Here is an 18677-nt window from a genome sequence, read left to right on the forward strand (position 1 = left end):
CCGTGTCCTGCCCCTGGGCGCCGGCACGAACTCCGTCCTGAATGTATTGTCATGCCAATACATTCAGGGTATGGTGAGGATCGATGGCAGGTAACACCCACCCCGGAAGTGGAGAAGACCATGCAGACGATCACCGTCGAGCCCCTCGCCCAGGAGCACATCCAGATCCTCCGCCTCACCAGCACCCCGCACCTCAGCGGCGGCCTCGATACGATCGCCCCGTACAGCGTGTGGATCACCTACCGACTCAACACCGGCGCGAACCAGCACACCTGGACTGCGGCCGTCTCCGGATACCGCGTCCTCCGTAACGGCGTCACCGACATGGACGCCGCCAGCATCGTCCTCACAAACCTCGCCGACCAGGACACCACCCCCGACTGGCTCACAGACCTGATCGCGAAGTACACCCCGAGCTGGTAACCCCCACCCCCGAGACTGGCCCTGCCGCGAATCCCCCACGCGGCAGGGCTTCCCCACGAGAGGATGACCCCATGACCGAGCCCCGCACCTTCCCACTCGCCGACGTCCTCAGCGTCACCACAGGCTGCCTACTCTCCCGCACCCGCATGGACGGCATGGGAACCCTCCTCAACTACCTCACCGGGCAGGACACCTTCGCCAAGCAGCTCATCCCCGCCCAGCAGTTCCTCAAAGCCGCAGACACAACAGCACCGGTCCTTGTCGAGCAGCACCCGTTCCTGGCAGACCTCAAGCCGCCGGCCGAAATTGATGCCCCGGACTTGATGGCCTGGCTGATTGACGCGGAGCGCGTACACGGCGAGGAGATCACCGTCGTCTCCGTGGCCTCTTGGAAGAACCGGAAGGTGGCTGCGATGCTGAAGGTAGTCGGGGAAGCTGTCGCCTCCGCGAGCGTGGGCATCCGGCAGTTCAATGAGGCGGTGGCCGCCAGCGAGGTACGCGAGGTGGCTACGCACCCAGACCTGGCAGAACTGAATGCTCAAGTCGACGGGTACTACGACAAGCCGGTTTGATGCACGATCCGGGGACACCGATCCGCCCTGTCACCTACGTTCTGCTTATGCCACTCGACCAGGAACACCTTCTCCATGACCTGATCGGCCGGACAGAACGCGCAGTCGAAACCGTTGCCCGCCTGGCCGTCGACACCAATATCACCTTCACGGTCGATGACATTGTCGACGCGGTGGAACGTGATCTACCCGCTGGCTACCCGGCACCCACAGCAGGCGAGCTGACCCGGCGTGACCTCATCGCGCAGATGGCGCAGTCCATCCTCAGCGGGGAGATGTACGGGGAACAGTGATCCCGCGACGCCCTTGTCGGTATCCGGAACTATGACCGCGGCGTTTCCTGAACCTCGGCCGCGACTGCCGCCAGCTCGTCCTGGGCTCGCTTCAGGCGCTCCGCGGCCTTGCCGAGTTCCGTGTAGAGCGAGGTCATGCGCTGCTGCTCGTCGGCGATTCGGCGTTTGGCGCGCTCCGCTCGCTCGGTGAGGATCTCGTAGCGCGGGCGGGCCGGTGTACGGCACGACGGCTTGCTACGTGGCCGGGAGGAGCGCTCGGAAAGCCACGCCCTGGCCTCGGTGAGAACGTACAGGCGCGGAGCACGGGTGTGGTTGCCCTGGATGGCGACCACGGCGGGGAAGGTCGGATCGCGGCTGATCCAGTTGGAGACGGCGGCGCGTGTGACGCCGGCCAGTTCGGCGATCGCGTTTTGGTTGATCAGTTCGTCTTCTCGGCTCTCGAATTCGGGCCGGTGCCACGTCACCAGAGACATGCCCGTAAGGCTAGCCTGACACCCATCCGTCAGGCTAGCCTTACGGGCATGGTGGACATGAATGCGAAGGCGATCCTGGCCGACTACCTTGACGACTTCCCCGACGAAACAGAGGGGCGGGGGGTCCCGATGCACGTTCTCGTCTGGATCATCAACAGCTACATCTCGCAGTACGACAACGACCAGACGGGCCCCGTGACCGCGCTGGAGGCGCTCACGGCAACGCGGCTGCTGGCCGAGTCGATGGCGGCGAGCCGCGGATGGATCACCGGGGAAGCCCGCCGCGAAGACGCTTCCTGGACCGAGGTTGGCCACGCGCTCGGCATGACCCGGCAGTCGGCCTGGGAGTTCTTCAAGAAGTACGCGGAACGCCCCGCGTCCGGCTTCGAGCACCTGGCCGTGAGCGAGCTGGCCGCACTTGGGGAGAAGCCAACGGACCGGTGAGGACATGCCAGGACAACACCGCCGCCCGGCGGGCGTTGGGGCAGACCGCGAGCCTGGCTCGGCGCATTTCCGGGCGTAATCGCGTACTCCCCCTGACGGCCCGTTACGGGCATGCTGGAGGGGTGTACTTCGACTTTGACTGCTGGCGGTGCGGGGCCACGAACGAGGTGTGGTGCCCCGACGTCGGCTTCTGGGGACACCGGTACGAGGCGCCCGCCGTCTTCTGGTGCTGGCGGTGCGACGAGGAATGCGAGCCGGACTGAACCCACCGATCGTCCAGTCTGCTGTGGGGTGTGTCACGTGCGGGTAGGATCGCGCGATCAGGAGGGGAGCGCGGCCCGCAACACCCCCGCCAAGCCCCGACGACAAGCCCATACGCTGCGGGAATGACACCCACAGCCCCTCACATCCGACTCCGTCTCGGGTTCTTCGAGGACTTCCCCACCGTCGCCGGGCTCCTCCGCGATACCGGCGCCCGCCCCGAAGGACCACGCCTGTTCGTCATCGACGGGCCCATGACCGTCGGCCAAGCCACCGCCCTGGTGCGGTTGCTGGAGTACAGCCGGCGCGACGTCAATCACCCCGTGACCGTAGAGACGGATCCCCCAGTCCCCACGGGGTCGGGGTCGCCGTACGCCGCGGTCAGCGACGAGCTGCACGTCTGGTGGGACGTCACGGTTCTGCGACAGGGCAGCGCCCCGAACGCCTGATCACTACAGTCATTCCGATCCGCACTGTCAGTGGTCGGCCCTACCGTGAGTGGCACCAGGAACCCGACCCTCCGGGGAGATGCGCGTGAGCACGGCGACCACAACCCAGACGGACACCCTGCCGGTCTACAAGGCCGGCGAGGTACCCGGGCATCTGCGGACGATGACGCAGCTGAAAGCCGACCGGCTGAAGCCCGCGGACGGGCAGGAGCCGGTCGGGTTCCTGTTCAGGTACCGGCGGGGTCACGGGTGGGGGAAGTTCCCGTTGTACGACCCGGCCGGGGCGGCGAAGATGCGGCCCCTGTCCGCGAAGCAGAAACGCTCCAAGGACGCCCGCCGAACCTGCCCGGAGTGCAGCGCCCTGTGCGACTACATCGTGTACCAGCGGTGCGAGGACTGCCGTCAGAAGCAGATCGCGGCGCAGCAGGACCTGTACGCCCGCACCTGCCACTGGTGTAAGCGGGTATCCGGGGCGGCCCTCGGGGACGATACCCGCGGGTGGAAGGCATGCACCCCGTGCCGGCTCCGGGACGCGGTGCGGGTTCGGGTCGAGGCGGAACAGCAGATGGTGCGGGACCGTACGTGCCGTGGCTGGTCCAGCCATCACCCGTGCGGGGTCGAACTGTTCACCGAGGCGGAAGTCGTGGCCGCGCGGGCAGCCGGCACGTGGAAGGGCGTGCAGCTCTGCCCACCGTGCCAGGACGCCATGCGGCAGTACGAGGCCGAACGGGAGGAGGCGAATCGCCGGTACCGGGCGGAAGCCGAGGAGAAGGACCGGCAGCGGGCCGCAGACCTGAAGGCGTGGGCGTACGCGGCACTGACCGACCCCAGCGTGGTCATCCTCGATACGGAGACGACCGGACTGGACGACGACGCCCGGGTAGTCGAGGTGTCCATCATCACCACGGCCGGCAACGTCGTCCTCGACACGCTCGTCAACCCAGGGCAACCGATTCCCGAGGCGGCCACCAGCATTCATGGCATTACCGACAGCATGGTCGCCGCCGCCCCGACGTTCACGGAAGTCCTCGGCAAGCTCTCAGCCGCCCTGGACGGTAAGCGCTGCCTGATCTACAACGCCCCCTACGACATCGGCCGCCTACGCTTCGAGCTCACCCAGCACTACCAGGCAGTCGACAACCTCGAACCTGCCCGTGCGGCTGACGCGTGGATGGACTGCATGACGTTCGAGGACGCCATGATTCCGTACTCGGAATGGGCCGGCGAGTGGTCAGAGTACTGGGGTGACTACGCCTGGCAGCCCCTGTGCGGGGGCCACAGGGCGCTGGGTGACTGCCGGGCGGTCGTGGACTGCCTGCGGGAGATGTCGGGACAGGGCGGCAGCGTGGCGCCACAGACCGCATGATGTGGGCACTGTCCGTGTTCTGAGGGGGACTCATGCGTACACGTGCCATCGCCGTCACGGCTGTGCTGCTGCTCGCCACGCTCGCCGCCTGCGGGACCGACGACGGCAGCGGTGACAGCAAAGCCGACGCCAAGCCGGCCGCCGCATCACCCACCCCTCCGCCCGCCGCGGTCGACCCGACCGTCAAATACCTCGCCGACGTCCACGCCGCCGCATTTCCCAGCTGGGACAACACCGCCCCCACCGACAGTGAGCTCACCGCGTTCCCGCCGGACTGGTGCCAGGCGTTGGATGCCGGGCACAGCGTCACGTACATCCTCGACCAGGAAGACCTGTACCCGATCGGCCAGACCTGGGGTACGAAGAAGGAAGACGCGGAGCAGCTGGTGGTGCTGGGGGTGTCGTCGTACTGCCCCACGCACCGGGCTGCGGTCGTTGATGAACTGCGGGCGGCCGGCGCGTACTGAGCTGGTCGCCTGCGGGCCGAATGCCTCTCTGACAGACTTGCGGGATGACCGAATCGACAGAACGCCGCGCTGCTCCCGGCGATTTGTGCACTTGCGGCCGCCAGGCCACCGTCGTCTACAGCAGCACCGAGTTTGGCGACGTCGGGTACTGCGGAGTCGAAGGCAACCAGGCCAGCCCGGTACTCCCCTGCCCCTGGTGCGGGAGCGCGGCGCCACATACGGCGGCATGGGGAGATCCCGGCAAGTGTCCGGACTATCGGCTCCGCGCACCAGCTGAGCCGATCAAGTGAGCTAACCGCTCCACCACGCGCGACGAGGGCCTGTAGCCAGTGGCTGCGGGCCCTTCTTCATGCCCACACCGTGACGCCCAATGTATTGTGATGGCACTACATTAGGCGGTAGAGTGAGACTCATCGCGCGCGCACCTAACCCGGGGCAACGATCCGGTCCACCCGCGCCACGCTAGAACCGTCCCCTTCCCCAGGAGCCGCACCATGACCCTCGCCCCGCCGGCGCGTCCCCATCCCGCCAACCCGAACAGTTGCCGGTGGTGCGGCATCGATCGCCGCGAGCACATGCGGCGGTGGAAGCCGACAGTCGGCTGGCACCCCTGGGAGCAGCCCACCCAAGCCCAGATCCTCGCCCGCATGCGCGCACGACGAGCCAACCGGCCGGCCGTCTTGGTCACCACCCGCGACCGCATGCGCGCCATCCACGCCGACGCCTACACCGCCGACGAAAACCCCCGCTGCGCCACCTGCCACACCGACAACTGCCCCCGCTACCAGCGCATCCAAGACCGCCTCTACCAGCAGCACCTCGCCCGTGTGGCGCTCCTGCCGGCCGACACCTACACCGAGGAGCCCTGGTAGCACACCCGGTTCCGCCCACACCCACACAAGGACACCCACTGTGATCCGCGAAGACCGCTTCCTCATCAGCCGCAAGCCGTTTGCGATCGGCCTGTCCTCCGTGACGATGGAGAGCGCTCACCGGCACGACGCCTACTGGCTGGACGGAACGTGCCTGGCCGTCTGGTTCCGGCGCAAGAACGGCATCACCTATGCATGCCTCGGAACCCTGGGGTTGTGGGCTCACCGACTGAGGGAAGAGCCCGACGTATCCAGCCCCGAGGCGATCCTCAGCAACAGCCTGGACAGCCGTTACGGAGGCGACCCTCACGGGCGCTGGGACGGGGAGCGGTACTGGGGGTCCCAGAAGCCGGTCGAGCAGGCCCTGCACCTGACGCTCCTCGAACCGATGCTCGCCAACTACCCGGACCTCCCCGCCGGCTACGACGGGTGGTGGAGGTTCTGATGCCGGGCCGCCCGCTCACCTGTACGCGCTGCGGTGGCCCGTGCAGCGTGGCTGAGGACGTGACAGGCCACAACGACTGGGGACTCGCGGTCGTCGACAGCGACGGCACCGTGCGACCCGCCGAGCAGCACATGGAGTTCTACAAGGGCGACGTCGTCCGGATCCGCGCCGTCTGCGTAAACCCGCGCTGCCGCCACCAGTGGACGCTCCGACGTCGCTTCGAACCCACCACCCCGTGACACCTGCCGGGCCGGGGCTGCTCGACACAGCCCCGGCCACGGCGCGAGTTCACCACACACCCAGCCCGGAGGAAACCAATGACCACCACACCCGAGACCGACGAGGAACGCGAGCGGCGCGAGGACCGAGAGGAGGTTGCCCGGCTCCACAAGGCAGGCGACCACGAGCACTGCGATCAGACCTGTGAGATACAGCTCCCGTCCGACATGCTGCGAAACTTCATCGTCGCGAAGGGCTACCCAGGGACGGGCGGGGCGCTTGACGAACTCCTCCGCCGCGCCGCTGCTGGGGTGGTAGCGCAGCCCGAGCCTTTGAGCCCGACCTTCACTGCAACACCTGCCCCAAAGGGGACTCAAAGCCAGCCCGAGCCCGAGGCTTGCCGTTCCGCCACGGACCGGATGGGGCCGTGCATCCACGACCTCGCCAACACCCGGCCGACCAAGCCCGACACCGGACGGCGCGAACGCTGGGAGGTGGCGTACCGCCAGTACGACGCCCACGACTACACCAACCTCGCCACCATCGGAATGGGCAAAGCGGACGAGGAGCAGCAGAAGCTACTGGCCGACCGGACAGAGATGAGCCGTCTCTACCTGGCCAAGGCCGAGGAAGCCGTGCGCCTGCGTGCCGAGCTGAATGAGGTTACCGGCGTCAGCGGAACGCTTCGCCGCCAGGAAGTTAATCGTCTCGCTGCCGAGAACGACCGCCTGCGTGCCGAGCTGGAGCAGGCGCAGGCCGAGACGCACCAGTTCCGTACAGCGCTCCAGGGCGTCGCGCGCCGCGACGCCCTCGACCAAGCCGCCGAAGAGCTGTCACTCGGCCGCAACTCCCCGGACCCTGACGGCTGCACCTGCGCCATCGCGGGCGAGGAGTTCCGTCCGGCCAGGCACTACCGCGACTGCCCGCTATCCCCGGTCGCAGATCCTCAGCCCGCCCCCGAGGAGCCGACCCGATGAGTACCGCCCCGCCTCTGCGCCCCGAGTTCATCGAGGGCGCCAGCCCCGAATCGATCCGGCACCAGATCAAGCTGGCTCGCGCCGCCCGCGACCGGTGGCAAGTCCGTGTCGAGCGTCTGGGCCAGCTCCTCGACACCCGTCTGCGGCAGATTGACGCCGGGGAGTGGCCGCCTGCCCCCGAGGAGCCCACGTCGTGACCGTCAACACTTCCCGGCGCGGATCGTCGTACAGCGGGACGAGCCGTCACTGACCCACGGCGGCGGTACCCGCGCTGCGACAGGCTGCGGCCCAACGGGCACCGCCTACCCGCAGGTTCGGAACGATCAGCCCACCCGGATTGGTCCACCCGCACCCGGGGCAACGATCCGCCGCGGCAGCCCCAGCATGGACGTATGGCCCTTCCCAAGACCCGCCCCGAAGAGTCCAACCTCGTCGCCCACGCGCGCCGTGAACTCCGAATCCTCGAAGAAGACCCCGACACCATCAGAGGCATCTGCGACGTCGTCCACGCGTTCGCCAAGATGGGCCACAGCGGCGGTAGCGCCCCCTACGCCATCTCCTACCTCGAACGGCTCCTGCGGTACGAGCCGCTCTCCGAACTCACCGACGACCCATCCGAATGGCTCGACCGGCACGCAGAGGGCATGACGACCAGCCCCCTGTGGCAGTCCGTGCGCCACCCGGACGCAATGAGCACCGACGGCGGTAAGACGTACATCCTGCTGTCGGAGCAAACCGCGGCCGGCGACCTGACCACCACACCCCTCCACCGCTCCAAGACCGTGCCGATGCCCGACCTGCCCGCCGACGAGGTGAGCGGCTGATGGCCTCCGACGACCCCACCATCACCGACCTCCGCCGCGAACTGGACAAAGCAGCCGAAGCCCTCAACGGCTGCGCCACCCACCTCGCCCACCACGCCGAAATGAACGCCGCACTCCACTGCTCCGAGCGCGTCATGTACTCCCCCCTCCACGCCAAGGTTGCCGCGGCGCTCGCTGGGATCGACCACGCCCTGAAGCGCACCCAGCTCATCGGGACTGCATCGGCAGCGATGATCCCCATCGAGGACACCGCTGACCTCGTCAAGGTCCTCTCCGACCTCGACCGCTGCCAACACGGACGCCACCAGGGCGACGCGTGCGGCCCCGCCGACGCCTGCACAGGCACGTCAGCAGGCAACCCCCACATCCGGCCCGGGCAGGTCATCGGCTACGGCCTGCGCGGCGACCTGATCGTCATGCCGCCCCGGGACTCGAAGCACATCCCCAAGGCCTGGCGACGCAACGCAGAGGGGAGCGTCTGATGGTGAAGCCCCCGGACGACCGCCGGCAGGCCGTCGCTGACTGGCTCCGCGCCAACGGTGTCGACCCCAATCACGTTCCCCGCGACACAGACCTCACCATCAGCACCAGCCCCGACGGCACCCGCCACCTCAACTACGAAGCGTTCGTCGTGGACTCCGAAGGTCGCAAGATGGTCGATGAGCGGGGCACGAGCGCCGCCATCGAACCGCGCACCGTACCCCTCGCTGTGCCACCCCCCGGCTGGTGGCAGCCGCACCAGAAACCCATCCGCGGCCAACTCCTCGCCGCCCTCGAACGCTGCCGAACCCTCATCAACGCAGGTCCGAACACTGCCCTCACGACACCCGGCGACTACGAGCACGGCTGGGACGCTGCCATGGAAGCGATCCAGACCGCCATCGCCGACCCGAAGGCGAGCAACTGATGACGCCCATCGTCCCGATCACGGTCGTCGCCGTGTGCCTCGTTTTGTGCGGGTTGTGCATCGTCAGCGCGTTGCAGGCCCGCGCGGAACGAGTCGACGCAGAAGCGGCCGCAGAGAAGGCCCAGGAAGCCGCTCACGCCCTCCGTGAGGCACGCGCCGTCCAGTTGGGCCCGGTACACGTCACGTCCAGGCTGAGCCCCGTCCAGGTAGGCGAGATCATCGCACGCAACCTCCGCCGGGGCGGCACCTGATGGACCAGGCCCCGACCCCGGACAAGAAGGCCCTATACGAGCGGCTTGAGCAGGCCATCGCCGCTGTCACCCAAGCCGAGGAGTACGACGGGATCCTCACCGAATGGGTGGTCCTGACTGTGCACCACCGGGTTGACGCTGAAGGTGACAGCATCCCCCTCTACGGGAAGCTCCTCCCCGGCGGAGGCGGACGGGCCGCGATTCACTGGGTCCTGGGCCTGGTCGGCTTTCAGTACGCACGGCTGCGCGCTGCTGCTGCCGAGTCCGACGAAGACTGATGCGCCGGATCCGCGCATAGTCGGGCGCAATGTCAGTGCCTGGTGCAACACTGGCGTTGGCACCATTCCGCCTGGTCTCGGGATGGGGTTCCCTGGTCTGATGTGCCGGCCACGCCCCCGGGCAGTGACCCGCTCAGGCCGGCAGCCGCCCTGTGGGTTGGCCGCAACGCCAACGCCCCGCTGAGTACCCCCAGCGGGGCGTTCGTGCGTTCGGATCCCCAGTCACTCCTCGTCGGCATAGGCGATGTGGGCACCGGCCTGCGCAGCGGCACGGGCGGCGACCTGCCGGTGCCAGGATGCCGACCACCGGCCGTGCGGGTTCGCCGCCACGTACTCGTCGTCGCTGCGGTAGGTGATGACTGTGTCGTCATCCCCGGCCTCATATGCGGCGACCAGGTCTGTGACCGCCTTGTCGGTCTGCTCCCGCAGTTCGGCAACCTCGGGGCGGATCCGACCCGGCACAGCGTCGCGACCCTGCTCCCACGACCGCACAGTCCGCGGGTTCACCCGCAACAGTTTCGCGAAGTGGTCACCAGTCAGGCCGAGCGTCTCGCGGGCCGTCCGCAGCTCGGCATCGGTCAGCGGGTCCTCCTCTGCCAGCTCGTCCCGCAGGCCCCGCAGGTAGCCCTCCAGGCCGGGGCAGACGACGACGCCGGACGGGCCGACCTCGGCCAGATCCCCGAGGATCTCCGACTCGATCTCGGTGAGGCGGGCATCGGTGGTGTCCGCCGTGATGTCGTACTCATCGGCCTCGCTGCCGTTGATGACCCCGTCGATGTCCCACTCCTGGACCAGGTCGCTGTCGTCGTAGTCCTCCTCGTCGGATCCGAGCAGGCTCTCGATTTCCGCCTCGGCGGCCTCGGCGTCCTCGCCGAGCACGGCGATCATGCTGTTGCCGTCCCACTTCTCCTCCCAGTCGGCGAGGATGCGGTCGGCCAGCGGGGCGACCTGCTGCATCATGCGGTTCGCTGCATCGCCGGTCAGGACGGGGATGGTGTAGCGGCGGTCGAAGCCGTAGAAGACGGAGAAGGGCTGGGCGTTCCCCCCGACCTCTGAGTCGTAGTTGGCGAGCAGCTTTCCCTCGCGTAGATCCAGTTCAATGTAGGCGCCCTGCGTTTCGAACTGACCGTCGTAGTGGCGGAAAAGCTCAAGCGGGTCGGTGCACTCGATGATCCCGACAGGCATAGTGATCCCCCTTCAGGGACTCGCGGGTGAGGGACGGTCAGAGGGCGGCAACGGCCGCGCGGGCACCGCGGGTGACCAGGTCCAGCAGGTTGAGGTAGTTCCGCTCGCCGTCCAGGTAGCGGATCTCGTAGACGTCGGCCCCGTAGTGGCGGAAGTGGAGCAGGCCGTCAGCGGCGTCGAACCACACCTTGTCGATGGCGCCCAGGAGGCCAAGGGCGCGCCCGTTGGCGATGCCGCGGCCGTTAACGGAAGCCGAGGAGACGTTGCCGGTGCCGTAGCGGCTGACGTCGATGCCCGCCAGCTCGGCCCAGACGCCTTCGTTGAGGTAGACGCGGTCCATGCCGTTCTTCTGCCAGCGCCGGCCGCCGATCGCGGTCATCGACTCCGCGGTGAAGACGACGCGGCGGGCGGGGCGCTTCATCCTGCCGATGGCGATGCGTGCGGCGAGGGAGGCCGTGTCGATGATCCACTGTCCGGCCTGCTTGACTGCGGCGACGACGCCGAGGCGGCACCAGGTGCGGACGGTGTCGACGGTGACGTGGGCCTCAACGGCTGCGGCGGTGGTGTTCATGGGCTTCTCCGAGTGACTTACGGAGTGGGCTGGGGCTGCTCCCCTGCCTCACGTGAACAGCATGCACCCTAAAACGGGGTGTGCGCAAGGGGGTTGCGGAAAGAGTGCACCAAACGGCAGCGGCCCCCGCCCAGTTGGACAGGAGCCGCATCCTCACCGCTCGCCCCTACGCCGGGAACGTCCCCGTGCACGCCAGGCAGATCAGCGAGCTACCCCACGCCGCCCGCGCCGTCTCCGCAACCCCAGCCCGCCGGAACCCTGCCGCACCCCACAAGCCGGCACCCAGCAGCACCAGCAGGCCAACCCAGGCACCCGACACCAGCATGGCTATGCCCAGGACCGCCACCACAACCACCCCGACAAGCTGGACGCTCACCGCGGCCGGCTGTGCGTACCGGGCCTTCAACGGCGAGTCGGACGGCAAACTTTCCCAGTAGTGGGGCAGGTTTTGAACGTTCGACGACCCGCACTTTGGGCTCGGACAAAACACGGCGGCCTCCCTCGACAGGGACAGCAGACTGCCGTGGCCCGGGGGGTGACGCGACGCTACTGGTGGGTGTGTGAGGCGGGCCACAGAACACAGGGCGCAGGGGTCACGGCAGACGCAGGGGTGGCGGGGGAGTCACCGGGCGGGTGCGGGGTGAAGCGGCCCCGATATCCTGACGTGGCAGTGCCCCAGCCCGCTTTCCTCGGGCTGAGGCACTGTGCTGTGCGGGGCCTACTTGCCGACAGTGGCGCAGTCGTGCTCGATGGACTCGATGACGTCGCCGGTCTTGTCGGTGCCCTGGATGTCGTCTTTCGCGCCGCAGCGTTGGCACTCCCAGCTGATCCAATAGGTGAATCCGGTCTGCTCCTGGGCTGGCTTCATTCCCGTCCCCCTTCAGGGGTGTCGTTGGTGTCGTGAAGTTCGATGTCCAGGGGCATGTTGAGGTACTGGAATGCAGCCTGGACGGTCGACAGGGGGTGGTCGGCGATATGCCGGGCCAAGGCGTAGGCGGCCGGGTCATCCGGCTCAGAGAGAGCCTGCCGTTGCGTGTCGGTCATGCGGGGCGCCCCGTGTCGGCGGCGTCCGCCTTCTGGAATTCGACGGCTTCGCGTCGAAGGTGCCGAGCAGCCTCAGTCCAGGTACACAGGGCGCAATCACCACAGAGGCAGCCACCACCGTCGAACTGATCGCTGATGCTGTCGAGTTCGTCGGCAGCGGCCCGCCATGCAGCCACCCGCCCCACGGGTTCGGGCAGGACGGCCAGCACCGCATCGGCCGTGTCTCGGTACGCCGCCCCCATGCCTGTCTTGTTCAGCGGTACGAGATGGCCGGGGTGGTCGTGGGTGTACAGCGCCTCGGCGATGCGGTCGCGTAGAGCAGCTTGGTTCTGAGAGTCGGCTTGTACGGCGGACGCCCCAACCGTTGATCGTTCTGTCACTATTCCTCCTGGTTTGATGTACCCATTCTGGCAGCAAAAAGGTGCGGGCGGTGGGGTGTTGGGGGTGCGAATTCGGTGGGGCGTCAGGTCAAAACCGCAGCGCTGGGTGGCATTTCTGGCACCTTCTCAGCGCCTTGATCCCCCGCTCGACCTCAACCTGGTAGGTCCGGGTCACCTCGTCGCACTCCTCACCCCCGCACCAGGGCGCCCGCTCCCACCCGTCCGGTCTGGCGCCGCTGCGGGTTGTTTCGTCGCTGCGGTCCCACGCCGTGTCCTGGTACGGGTGATGGCCACGGCGTTCAACCGCCCGATACTTCGCCGCCAACGCCAGCCCCTGGGCCACACCCACATGACTGGCGCCGGGCCCTGCTCCTCACGCCACGGCGGAGCCTGCCCGGGCTCCTCCACGCTCACGGCGCCACACCACCCCGCGCTTGAGACTTCACCAGCATCTCCGTCTCATACCGGCTCCGAACCTCCCCCGCCACCTCACCCGCCTGCACATACAGGGTGATGCCCTCCTGGACCCGCCACGCCGCATCACGCCACGGCTGCCACGCATCTGCGGAGTAGTCCAAGTCCCGCAACTCCTCCTTCTCACGGAGGGCCTGTCGTTGCAGGTCAACGAGTTGTTTCAGTTCTTCAGGGAGTTCACCTGTTTGTTCGATCGGCACCCGCCGACCCTACGCCGACACCCCACCCGAACCCGTGCGGTACCCGCTGGCCCGGACGGTGTCAGACTGGGAACGGCCCCGTCGCATCCCCCGTCGGCGGGGCCACCCCAAACACCAAAACGGCCCGCCCCCTGTGTGGGGGCGGGCCGTTGACGACGGGGAGGTCGGCGACACGCGACGCTACGCCGCACGGAAAGGAGCCCGCCACCCCCTGGAAGGGTGACGGGCTCCTGCAGCTGCGAGGCCGTGACACGACCGTACGCCGCCCCACACCGGCCTGTCAGGACGTCTGCACATAGGGGCGCAGCACCTTATCCACCCGGGCTGCCAGAACATCCGCGCGCAGCTGGTGACGAACCTGCGGGACGGCGGACAGGGTCGGCACCAACCACGCCGGGTCCAGGACGTACGCCACCCCGACCCCGGGGAGGTGCGTCTCGAGATGCCCGCCGGCCACGGTGGAGCCGTGTATGACCAGCACCGGCCAGACGACCACGTCCCCCATGCCGATCGCCGTGCTGACCGCGGCCGCGTACCCGCCGACCTTCACGATCTGCTCGTGCCGGTCCTCCGGCCCACAGTGCACCCGGCCAGCCACCACCGTCGTCGACCAAGTCCGCCGCCACGCCTTCGTGTCCAGGACCACCACCCGAGTCCCGCAAGGGCTGACGAGGACGTGGTCCAGGTTGAAGCGGCGGTTGTGGAGCCGCATGTCGTGCCACACCCTCCACCCCTGGGCCTCGAGCTGCGCAAGTAACCGAGCGGTGGCCTCCTCCCCGGCCGCACCGTGCGCCCACAAGGCCGCCCTGGCGTCCGCACGGCGCACCGCCGACCCAACACCCAACCAGGCCAGGACACGCCGCCACAGGCCCTTCCTGGCCCGCGCACGGATAGCCACAGCCTCAGCCGCGGCAGACCGACCCGCCGCGCTCACCGGTCCTCCCGCTCGGGGTCGTCCCACACGATCAGAGTGTGACCGCCGTGACCGTGGACTGCCTCAGCATCTTCGATCCGGTCCCAGTTGACTGTGGAAGCTCGATCACCCCGCCAACGGAGAGTGGCGGTCCCGTCTGGCCACAGCACACCATCAGCCACCCGGCCCGCACCCGACGCTCCGGTGACATCGTGGTTGCGCTGAAGATGGAAACGGCGAGGCATCGTCATGAGCGGTCCCCTTCGCCGGCGATGTTCCGGATACCGAGGGTGTCGGCGTCGGTGACCAGTCCGGCCATGCGTGCGCACTGAGGGCCCTGCAGCCACTCCAGCACCTCACCAGTCCGGACCTCACCCCGCCCTGGGGACGCCTTCTGCGACTCATCCCTGATCGTGCACATCTCCCTGACGAACGCCAGAGCGTCCTCGAGCTTGTAGACCTCCTGGCCCAGGCTCTCCACCTCCTCCCACGCCTCCCGACGGGTCAGAGGGATGTCTTCCTCCGCATGCCGAGCGTCGTACGCCGCGCATGACCGTTCGATCCACGCCTTCGGGATCAGATGGACCGTGTGCCCGAGCGGGAACCGCACCTCGTACTCCGTGGTACGCCCCCAGTCCGCCGGGTGACGCAGCCAGTGCATGACCTCGTGCCAACCGGTGCCCCGGTGGTCTTCCATCCGTTCACGGGTCCGCTTCATGAGTACGCCTCCCCAAGTGCACGCCGCTCCGCGGCACGCTTCCGGTCCTGCTCTGCCTGCCACTGCCGCCACAACCGGGACTGCCGCATCGTCGGCGTCATGTTCCGGTTCCACTTCTTGGGCTGCCACGCCTCCTTGCCGCTGCCATGCGGGGCGGGCAGGTACGTCGTCTTACCGTCGTCGGTCCACACGTAGTTCCCAGCCCGGTGCAGGCCCTCGTGGCGCCGCTTCAGGGCGCACCGCCAGTGCCGGTAGCCCCCGCCCTCGCCAGGGATCCCGGTCTTCTGCGGCCGGTCGTTGCAGTAGCCAGCGGCCACAGCCAGTGCGTCGCGCCAACGGTTCTGTACGCGGTGGATCGTGATCCATACACGTCCGGGGATCCTCATCGGTTGGTCTCCTTGCCGTAGCGACGGGTTCGGTGGCTGCTGTGCTGGGGGCAGGTGACGAAGTGTCCGAAGTGCGGGTTGCGTCGGAGTTTGGTGCGGTCGCAGTCGCAGCCCACGGCCGGCCCGCTCGTGTACGCCAACACCCGGTCCGCGGTGAGCCACTTCGTGCGGAGCAGGGCGCGGCGTGAGTCGTCCCGGCCGAACGCCAGTGCAGCGACGGACGCGACGACGTCCGCCAGGCGGGCCAGGGAACGGCGCAGCACATCCCGCTCCGCCTGCAACCCCGCAATCCGCTTCCGTAGGGCTTCGGAGTCGTCTGCGTCGAGGTGCTTATCGATGGCGTCCCTCAGTTCTCTGAGCGCTTCAGTGCTGATACCGACGTCCACCGACCACACCTGCGTGATGTCCACGTAGTCCACCTCCGGGAAGTGGATGGTCACGCCTTCGTCGTCGTCGGGGTGGTTCGGGACGACACGGACGCCCTGGGGTCCGCAGTCCGGGGCCGGGCACTCGTGTCGGGCGCGACGGTGAGTCTCCAGCCCCCCGTGCACGCCAGGGCCCTGATGCGTCTCCTGCTCGGTCATGCTGCTCCTTGGGTTCGGGTTGTCGGGGGCGCCGCTCATGACGTTGGTCTGCGGGTGGTGCCCTTGGGGGCCCGGTGCGCCCCACGCCGGCGTCGGACGGATGCTTCGACCGGGTCGGATATGAAGGCGACCAGCACACTGATGGCGGCTGCTCCGCCCAGGGCGGCCCAGAGGTGCAGGCCGATGACGGCCAGGAGGATCCCGTACGCCAGTGACGCGGTGAGAACGAGAGCCAGGTAGACGGGGTTGTTGAGGGTTCTTCGGGTCACGGTGCCCTCCTGGAAACGGATGTGACGGTGGGTTACGAACAGGTGGGATGTACTGGCGAGTACGGGTCTCAGCCCCGGAGGGAAGGACACCTTGCCCCCGAGCCGGTCACGCTGCGTGCAACCCGGCGCGGATCTCAGGCGTCACATCCACCCGAACCAACTGCAGAGCAACCGCCAACGCCGCCGCATGCGCACGATCCCGAGCCCCAAGACGCCTACGGGCCCCATGGATCTGCGCAACGACCGTGTGCTCAGACCGTGCCAACACCTCCGCAATCTCCCTGTTGGTACGACCGGCGGCAACCAGCTCGAGGACCTGCACCCACTGGGCCGGCAACTCCACGACCGGCACCGCCCGCAGGAGACCCTGGCCGAACGCGATCCGAACCGCGTGCGCCTGGTTCGACGCCCCGAGCTTCTTCATCGCACTGGAGGCGTAGTTGTGTACGGACGGCTTCGCGAGGAACAGGTCGGCTGCGATCTGGCTGTAGCTGGCCCCGTCGGAGAACGCCTGGAGGATCTGCACTTCGCGGTCGGTGAGGGGCAGACCGAATCGTGTGGCACGCATCAAGACCTCCCGGGCGCAGTCACGACACGCCCCCGAAGTCCTGCAGCGGCTGGCCGGCCGGCAGGTACAGCGGGTGCCGGGGCTGCCCGGACGACGTCGTCCCCAGGCACGACAAGGCCACCCCCTGCTTACGCAGCCCCGCAACAACCTCACGACCACGCTCAACAGCCACCGGGAACGCACCCCACGCCACGATCACCCCGTTACCGGCGGTGGACGCGCGACGTATGAACGCATCCCCGTACCGGCCGACCGGGTTCGGATGGGTGATCAGGTCCTTCGGGCGGGGTGAGCACAGGGAGAACAGGTTGACCACGACAACCCCACCCGCACCCTCACGCCGGGCGAACCCGGTCGGCCCGGCCAAGCGCCGGATGGTCGGGTCATCGGTGAGGGCGTTCGCCGTGGACGGGTTGAGCATCAGGAACACCAGCGGCCGGACTGTGGGGTCCCAGATGCGGGTGAGGAGGTACCGGTACTCGCGGCGGGGGCTGTCGAATATTACGGCCGCGCACCCGCCGGCGAGGTCGGTGGACTGCTCCACGTGCACGTCCAGGTCCATGTCGGGCGGCATCAGCGTCAGGGTGCTCACTCGGCACCACCCCGCTCCGGCTCCGGGGCCATGACGATGGTGCGGCTGCCGAGGAACTTGTTGAACTCCGCTTCCGGCATCCACCAGCACTCGCAGCCCCACACCGTCCCGCCACCGTCCAGGTCCAGGCGCGGGTTCAGGTCCATCTGCGCCAGCAGCTCAACAACCTGTTCATCCACAGTCATGGACGCCCGGTGGGCTTCTCGTTCGGCACGGATACGCCGGTACTCCACCAGCTCGAGGTCGGCTTCCTCCTGGGTCCGCTTCCCTGCCGTCACGGTCTCCCCGAGCGTCCGGACCATCCACGCGTCGTCAGCGGCCCGCAGTTCGTCGGTGTTGTCGACATCCGACTCGATGACGTTGCGTGCCATCTGCCGGGTCTCCTCCGACCAGTTCCCGGACCCGGGGCGGGGAAAGTCCCCGGCGTACACGCCACGCCCGTAGAGGCGGACCGTGGTGTCTGTGGCATCCCGGACGGCTGCGATACGGGAACCGACCGCGTAGGCGCTCACAGGGTGCGTTCCGAGTTCATGAGGCAGCTGCCGGGGTCGATGCCGTCGCAGTTGTCGCAGGCGTGCGTGCAGCCCGGGTAGGACGTGGTGGCCGGGTGTCCGCCCTCTGCAACGTTCCGGATCAGGGCGACGCTGTCCGCCGGCGCATACACGTCCGGGGCCTGCCCATGCCAGTGCTCGACCAGGTCCGCAGCGTCGGTCATCCCCCGACGGTGCGCAGCGTCGGCAGCGGCACGCACGATCGGCAGGACAGCAGCGGCCAGGTCGGCGTCATCGACACGGGAGGACTGCGCCCGAATCGCGGCGGCGATCTGCTCGCCGATCTCCTTGTCCTGCCCGGTGACGCCGCGGTAGGCGGTGACGAGTCGCCCGATCGCGTCAACGTGCTCCCCCGCCTCCTCCGGCTGGCCGTGCTTGGTGAAGTCGATGGCGTGCTTGGCGCTGTCGGCGATGCCCCGCAGGTAGCCCTTCTGCAGGTCGACGGGTAGGGCAGTGGTGCTGTTCAGGTCGGGCATGGGTCAGCTCTCCTTGCCGTCGGTGCGCCAGTGGTCAGGCAGGCGGTCGAAGGCCCCGCCGTACATCACCTCCAGCTCGTGGCGCATCCGCTCGTTCTTGGTCCGCAGCTGCTCCATCTCGTCGCCGCGGCCCAGGGCACGGTCCAGGGCGTCGACCTGCCATGCCGCCAACTCCTCAGGCACGGACCGACCTGGGCAATGCGAGCACCACCCGAGCACGTGATGGGACGGGGTGCTGTGTCCTA

General features: G+C 68.2%; 35 protein-coding genes. 18 read left to right on the forward strand and 17 right to left on the reverse strand.

Annotated elements, in window-relative coordinates:
- The first annotated feature begins 120 nt into the window (after positions 1-120).
- From HY68_RS36435 to HY68_RS36445, 3 genes are all read left to right on the forward strand, one after another.
- A complete protein-coding gene (locus HY68_RS36435) occupies positions 121-423 on the forward strand; it encodes a hypothetical protein (protein ID WP_157874546.1) in 303 nt (100 codons plus the stop codon).
- A gap of 71 nt (positions 424-494) precedes the next feature.
- The gene (locus tag HY68_RS36440; RefSeq protein WP_042001084.1) at positions 495-995 is read left to right on the forward strand and encodes a hypothetical protein; all 501 of its coding nucleotides are present in this window, start codon (positions 495-497) and stop codon (positions 993-995) included.
- Positions 996-1042: 47 nt separating this feature from the next.
- Positions 1043-1288: a hypothetical protein gene (locus tag HY68_RS36445; protein ID WP_157874547.1), complete on the forward strand. Its 246-nt coding sequence runs from the start codon at positions 1043-1045 to the stop codon at positions 1286-1288.
- Between the two features lie 29 nt (positions 1289-1317).
- On the opposite strand, the gene HY68_RS36450 is transcribed toward HY68_RS36445, so the two are convergent.
- Positions 1318-1761 carry a hypothetical protein gene (locus tag HY68_RS36450; protein WP_042001089.1) on the reverse strand — a complete coding sequence of 148 codons (444 nt, stop codon included), beginning with the start codon at positions 1759-1761 and terminating at the stop codon, positions 1318-1320.
- Between the two features lie 48 nt (positions 1762-1809).
- On the opposite strand from HY68_RS36450, the gene HY68_RS36455 reads away from it, so the two are divergent.
- The 15 genes from HY68_RS36455 (at position 1810) to HY68_RS36520 (ending at position 9521) form a co-directional block, all read left to right on the forward strand.
- Positions 1810-2205, forward strand: a complete 396-nt coding sequence (locus tag HY68_RS36455; RefSeq protein WP_042001092.1) for a hypothetical protein — start codon at positions 1810-1812, stop codon at positions 2203-2205.
- Positions 2206-2327: 122 nt separating this feature from the next.
- Entirely contained in the window at positions 2328-2468 is a 141-nt protein-coding gene (locus tag HY68_RS44450) for a hypothetical protein (RefSeq protein WP_198533525.1), read from the forward strand.
- A gap of 123 nt (positions 2469-2591) precedes the next feature.
- Positions 2592-2915: a hypothetical protein gene (locus HY68_RS36460; RefSeq protein ID WP_042001094.1), complete on the forward strand. Its 324-nt coding sequence runs from the start codon at positions 2592-2594 to the stop codon at positions 2913-2915.
- Between the two features lie 85 nt (positions 2916-3000).
- Positions 3001-4281: a 3'-5' exonuclease gene (locus HY68_RS39860; protein ID WP_157874548.1), complete on the forward strand. Its 1281-nt coding sequence runs from the start codon at positions 3001-3003 to the stop codon at positions 4279-4281.
- 32 nt (positions 4282-4313) lie between these two features.
- Positions 4314-4748, forward strand: coding sequence for a DUF732 domain-containing protein (locus tag HY68_RS36470; protein WP_042001097.1), 435 nt, complete (start codon positions 4314-4316; stop codon positions 4746-4748).
- A gap of 647 nt (positions 4749-5395) precedes the next feature.
- Positions 5396-5620: a hypothetical protein gene (locus tag HY68_RS44455; protein ID WP_198533526.1), complete on the forward strand. Its 225-nt coding sequence runs from the start codon at positions 5396-5398 to the stop codon at positions 5618-5620.
- A gap of 40 nt (positions 5621-5660) precedes the next feature.
- The gene (locus HY68_RS36480; RefSeq protein ID WP_042001100.1) at positions 5661-6065 is read left to right on the forward strand and encodes a hypothetical protein; all 405 of its coding nucleotides are present in this window, start codon (positions 5661-5663) and stop codon (positions 6063-6065) included.
- A 47-nt stretch (positions 6066-6112) separates the two neighbouring features.
- The gene (locus HY68_RS36485; RefSeq protein WP_157874549.1) at positions 6113-6304 is read left to right on the forward strand and encodes a hypothetical protein; all 192 of its coding nucleotides are present in this window, start codon (positions 6113-6115) and stop codon (positions 6302-6304) included.
- Positions 6305-6382: 78 nt separating this feature from the next.
- Positions 6383-7261, forward strand: coding sequence for a hypothetical protein (locus tag HY68_RS36490; protein WP_042001106.1), 879 nt, complete (start codon positions 6383-6385; stop codon positions 7259-7261).
- On the forward strand, positions 7258-7458 hold the full coding sequence (locus HY68_RS36495) for a hypothetical protein (RefSeq protein WP_042001108.1): 201 nt from the start codon (positions 7258-7260) through the stop codon (positions 7456-7458). Before HY68_RS36490 ends, HY68_RS36495 begins: the two co-directional genes overlap by 4 nt.
- Positions 7459-7653: 195 nt before the next feature.
- Complete coding sequence (locus HY68_RS36500; RefSeq protein WP_042001110.1) at positions 7654-8085, forward strand: hypothetical protein; 432 nt, start codon at positions 7654-7656, stop codon at positions 8083-8085.
- Positions 8085-8567, forward strand: a complete 483-nt coding sequence (locus HY68_RS36505; RefSeq protein WP_042001114.1) for a hypothetical protein — start codon at positions 8085-8087, stop codon at positions 8565-8567. The genes HY68_RS36500 and HY68_RS36505 overlap by 1 nt, the downstream gene beginning before the upstream one ends.
- Positions 8567-8992, forward strand: a complete 426-nt coding sequence (locus HY68_RS36510; protein WP_042001117.1) for a hypothetical protein — start codon at positions 8567-8569, stop codon at positions 8990-8992. Before HY68_RS36505 ends, HY68_RS36510 begins: the two co-directional genes overlap by 1 nt.
- On the forward strand, positions 8992-9243 hold the full coding sequence (locus tag HY68_RS36515) for a hypothetical protein (protein WP_042001118.1): 252 nt from the start codon (positions 8992-8994) through the stop codon (positions 9241-9243). Before HY68_RS36510 ends, HY68_RS36515 begins: the two co-directional genes overlap by 1 nt.
- Positions 9243-9521: a hypothetical protein gene (locus tag HY68_RS36520; RefSeq protein ID WP_042001121.1), complete on the forward strand. Its 279-nt coding sequence runs from the start codon at positions 9243-9245 to the stop codon at positions 9519-9521. Before HY68_RS36515 ends, HY68_RS36520 begins: the two co-directional genes overlap by 1 nt.
- A gap of 222 nt (positions 9522-9743) precedes the next feature.
- On the opposite strand, the gene HY68_RS41400 is transcribed toward HY68_RS36520, so the two are convergent.
- The 16 genes from HY68_RS41400 to HY68_RS43170 all read right to left on the reverse strand — a co-directional run bounded on the left by HY68_RS41400 (position 9744) and on the right by HY68_RS43170 (position 18615).
- Positions 9744-10706 carry a helix-turn-helix domain-containing protein gene (locus HY68_RS41400; protein WP_052457536.1) on the reverse strand — a complete coding sequence of 321 codons (963 nt, stop codon included), beginning with the start codon at positions 10704-10706 and terminating at the stop codon, positions 9744-9746.
- Between the two features lie 37 nt (positions 10707-10743).
- Positions 10744-11277, reverse strand: a complete 534-nt coding sequence (locus HY68_RS36530; protein WP_042001124.1) for a hypothetical protein — start codon at positions 11275-11277, stop codon at positions 10744-10746.
- A gap of 718 nt (positions 11278-11995) precedes the next feature.
- Positions 11996-12145, reverse strand: a complete 150-nt coding sequence (locus HY68_RS43155; RefSeq protein ID WP_157874550.1) for a hypothetical protein — start codon at positions 12143-12145, stop codon at positions 11996-11998.
- Complete coding sequence (locus HY68_RS36540) at positions 12142-12321, reverse strand: hypothetical protein (protein WP_042001128.1); 180 nt, start codon at positions 12319-12321, stop codon at positions 12142-12144. The genes HY68_RS43155 and HY68_RS36540 overlap by 4 nt, the downstream gene beginning before the upstream one ends.
- Positions 12318-12701 (reverse strand): hypothetical protein, encoded by a 384-nt coding sequence (locus HY68_RS43160; RefSeq protein ID WP_157874551.1) that lies wholly within the window; start codon positions 12699-12701, stop codon positions 12318-12320. Before HY68_RS43160 ends, HY68_RS36540 begins: the two co-directional genes overlap by 4 nt.
- Positions 12702-13111: 410 nt before the next feature.
- Positions 13112-13375 (reverse strand): hypothetical protein, encoded by a 264-nt coding sequence (locus tag HY68_RS43165; RefSeq protein WP_157874552.1) that lies wholly within the window; start codon positions 13373-13375, stop codon positions 13112-13114.
- Positions 13376-13655: 280 nt separating this feature from the next.
- Positions 13656-14336: a nuclease-related domain-containing protein gene (locus HY68_RS39870; protein WP_078864155.1), complete on the reverse strand. Its 681-nt coding sequence runs from the start codon at positions 14334-14336 to the stop codon at positions 13656-13658.
- 199 nt (positions 14337-14535) lie between these two features.
- A complete protein-coding gene (locus HY68_RS36560; RefSeq protein WP_157874554.1) occupies positions 14536-15006 on the reverse strand; it encodes a hypothetical protein in 471 nt (156 codons plus the stop codon).
- Complete coding sequence (locus HY68_RS36565) at positions 15003-15392, reverse strand: hypothetical protein (protein ID WP_052457538.1); 390 nt, start codon at positions 15390-15392, stop codon at positions 15003-15005. Before HY68_RS36565 ends, HY68_RS36560 begins: the two co-directional genes overlap by 4 nt.
- Entirely contained in the window at positions 15389-15976 is a 588-nt protein-coding gene (locus HY68_RS41410) for a hypothetical protein (RefSeq protein ID WP_052457539.1), read from the reverse strand. The genes HY68_RS36565 and HY68_RS41410 overlap by 4 nt, the downstream gene beginning before the upstream one ends.
- A gap of 35 nt (positions 15977-16011) precedes the next feature.
- Complete coding sequence (locus HY68_RS36570) at positions 16012-16245, reverse strand: hypothetical protein (RefSeq protein WP_042001138.1); 234 nt, start codon at positions 16243-16245, stop codon at positions 16012-16014.
- 106 nt (positions 16246-16351) lie between these two features.
- On the reverse strand, positions 16352-16813 hold the full coding sequence (locus tag HY68_RS36575) for a helix-turn-helix transcriptional regulator (RefSeq protein WP_042001141.1): 462 nt from the start codon (positions 16811-16813) through the stop codon (positions 16352-16354).
- A gap of 19 nt (positions 16814-16832) precedes the next feature.
- A complete protein-coding gene (locus HY68_RS36580; RefSeq protein ID WP_042001361.1) occupies positions 16833-17375 on the reverse strand; it encodes a DUF1643 domain-containing protein in 543 nt (180 codons plus the stop codon).
- 26 nt (positions 17376-17401) lie between these two features.
- Positions 17402-17776 carry a hypothetical protein gene (locus tag HY68_RS36585; protein ID WP_157874555.1) on the reverse strand — a complete coding sequence of 125 codons (375 nt, stop codon included), beginning with the start codon at positions 17774-17776 and terminating at the stop codon, positions 17402-17404.
- 137 nt (positions 17777-17913) lie between these two features.
- Complete coding sequence (locus HY68_RS36590; RefSeq protein WP_042001147.1) at positions 17914-18432, reverse strand: hypothetical protein; 519 nt, start codon at positions 18430-18432, stop codon at positions 17914-17916.
- 3 nt (positions 18433-18435) lie between these two features.
- Positions 18436-18615: a hypothetical protein gene (locus tag HY68_RS43170; RefSeq protein ID WP_157874556.1), complete on the reverse strand. Its 180-nt coding sequence runs from the start codon at positions 18613-18615 to the stop codon at positions 18436-18438.
- Positions 18616-18677: the final 62 nt, after the last annotated feature.

It is taken from the genome of Streptomyces sp. AcH 505 (assembly GCF_000818175.1).
In the GTDB taxonomy this organism is placed as follows: Bacteria; Actinomycetota; Actinomycetes; order Streptomycetales; family Streptomycetaceae; genus Streptomyces.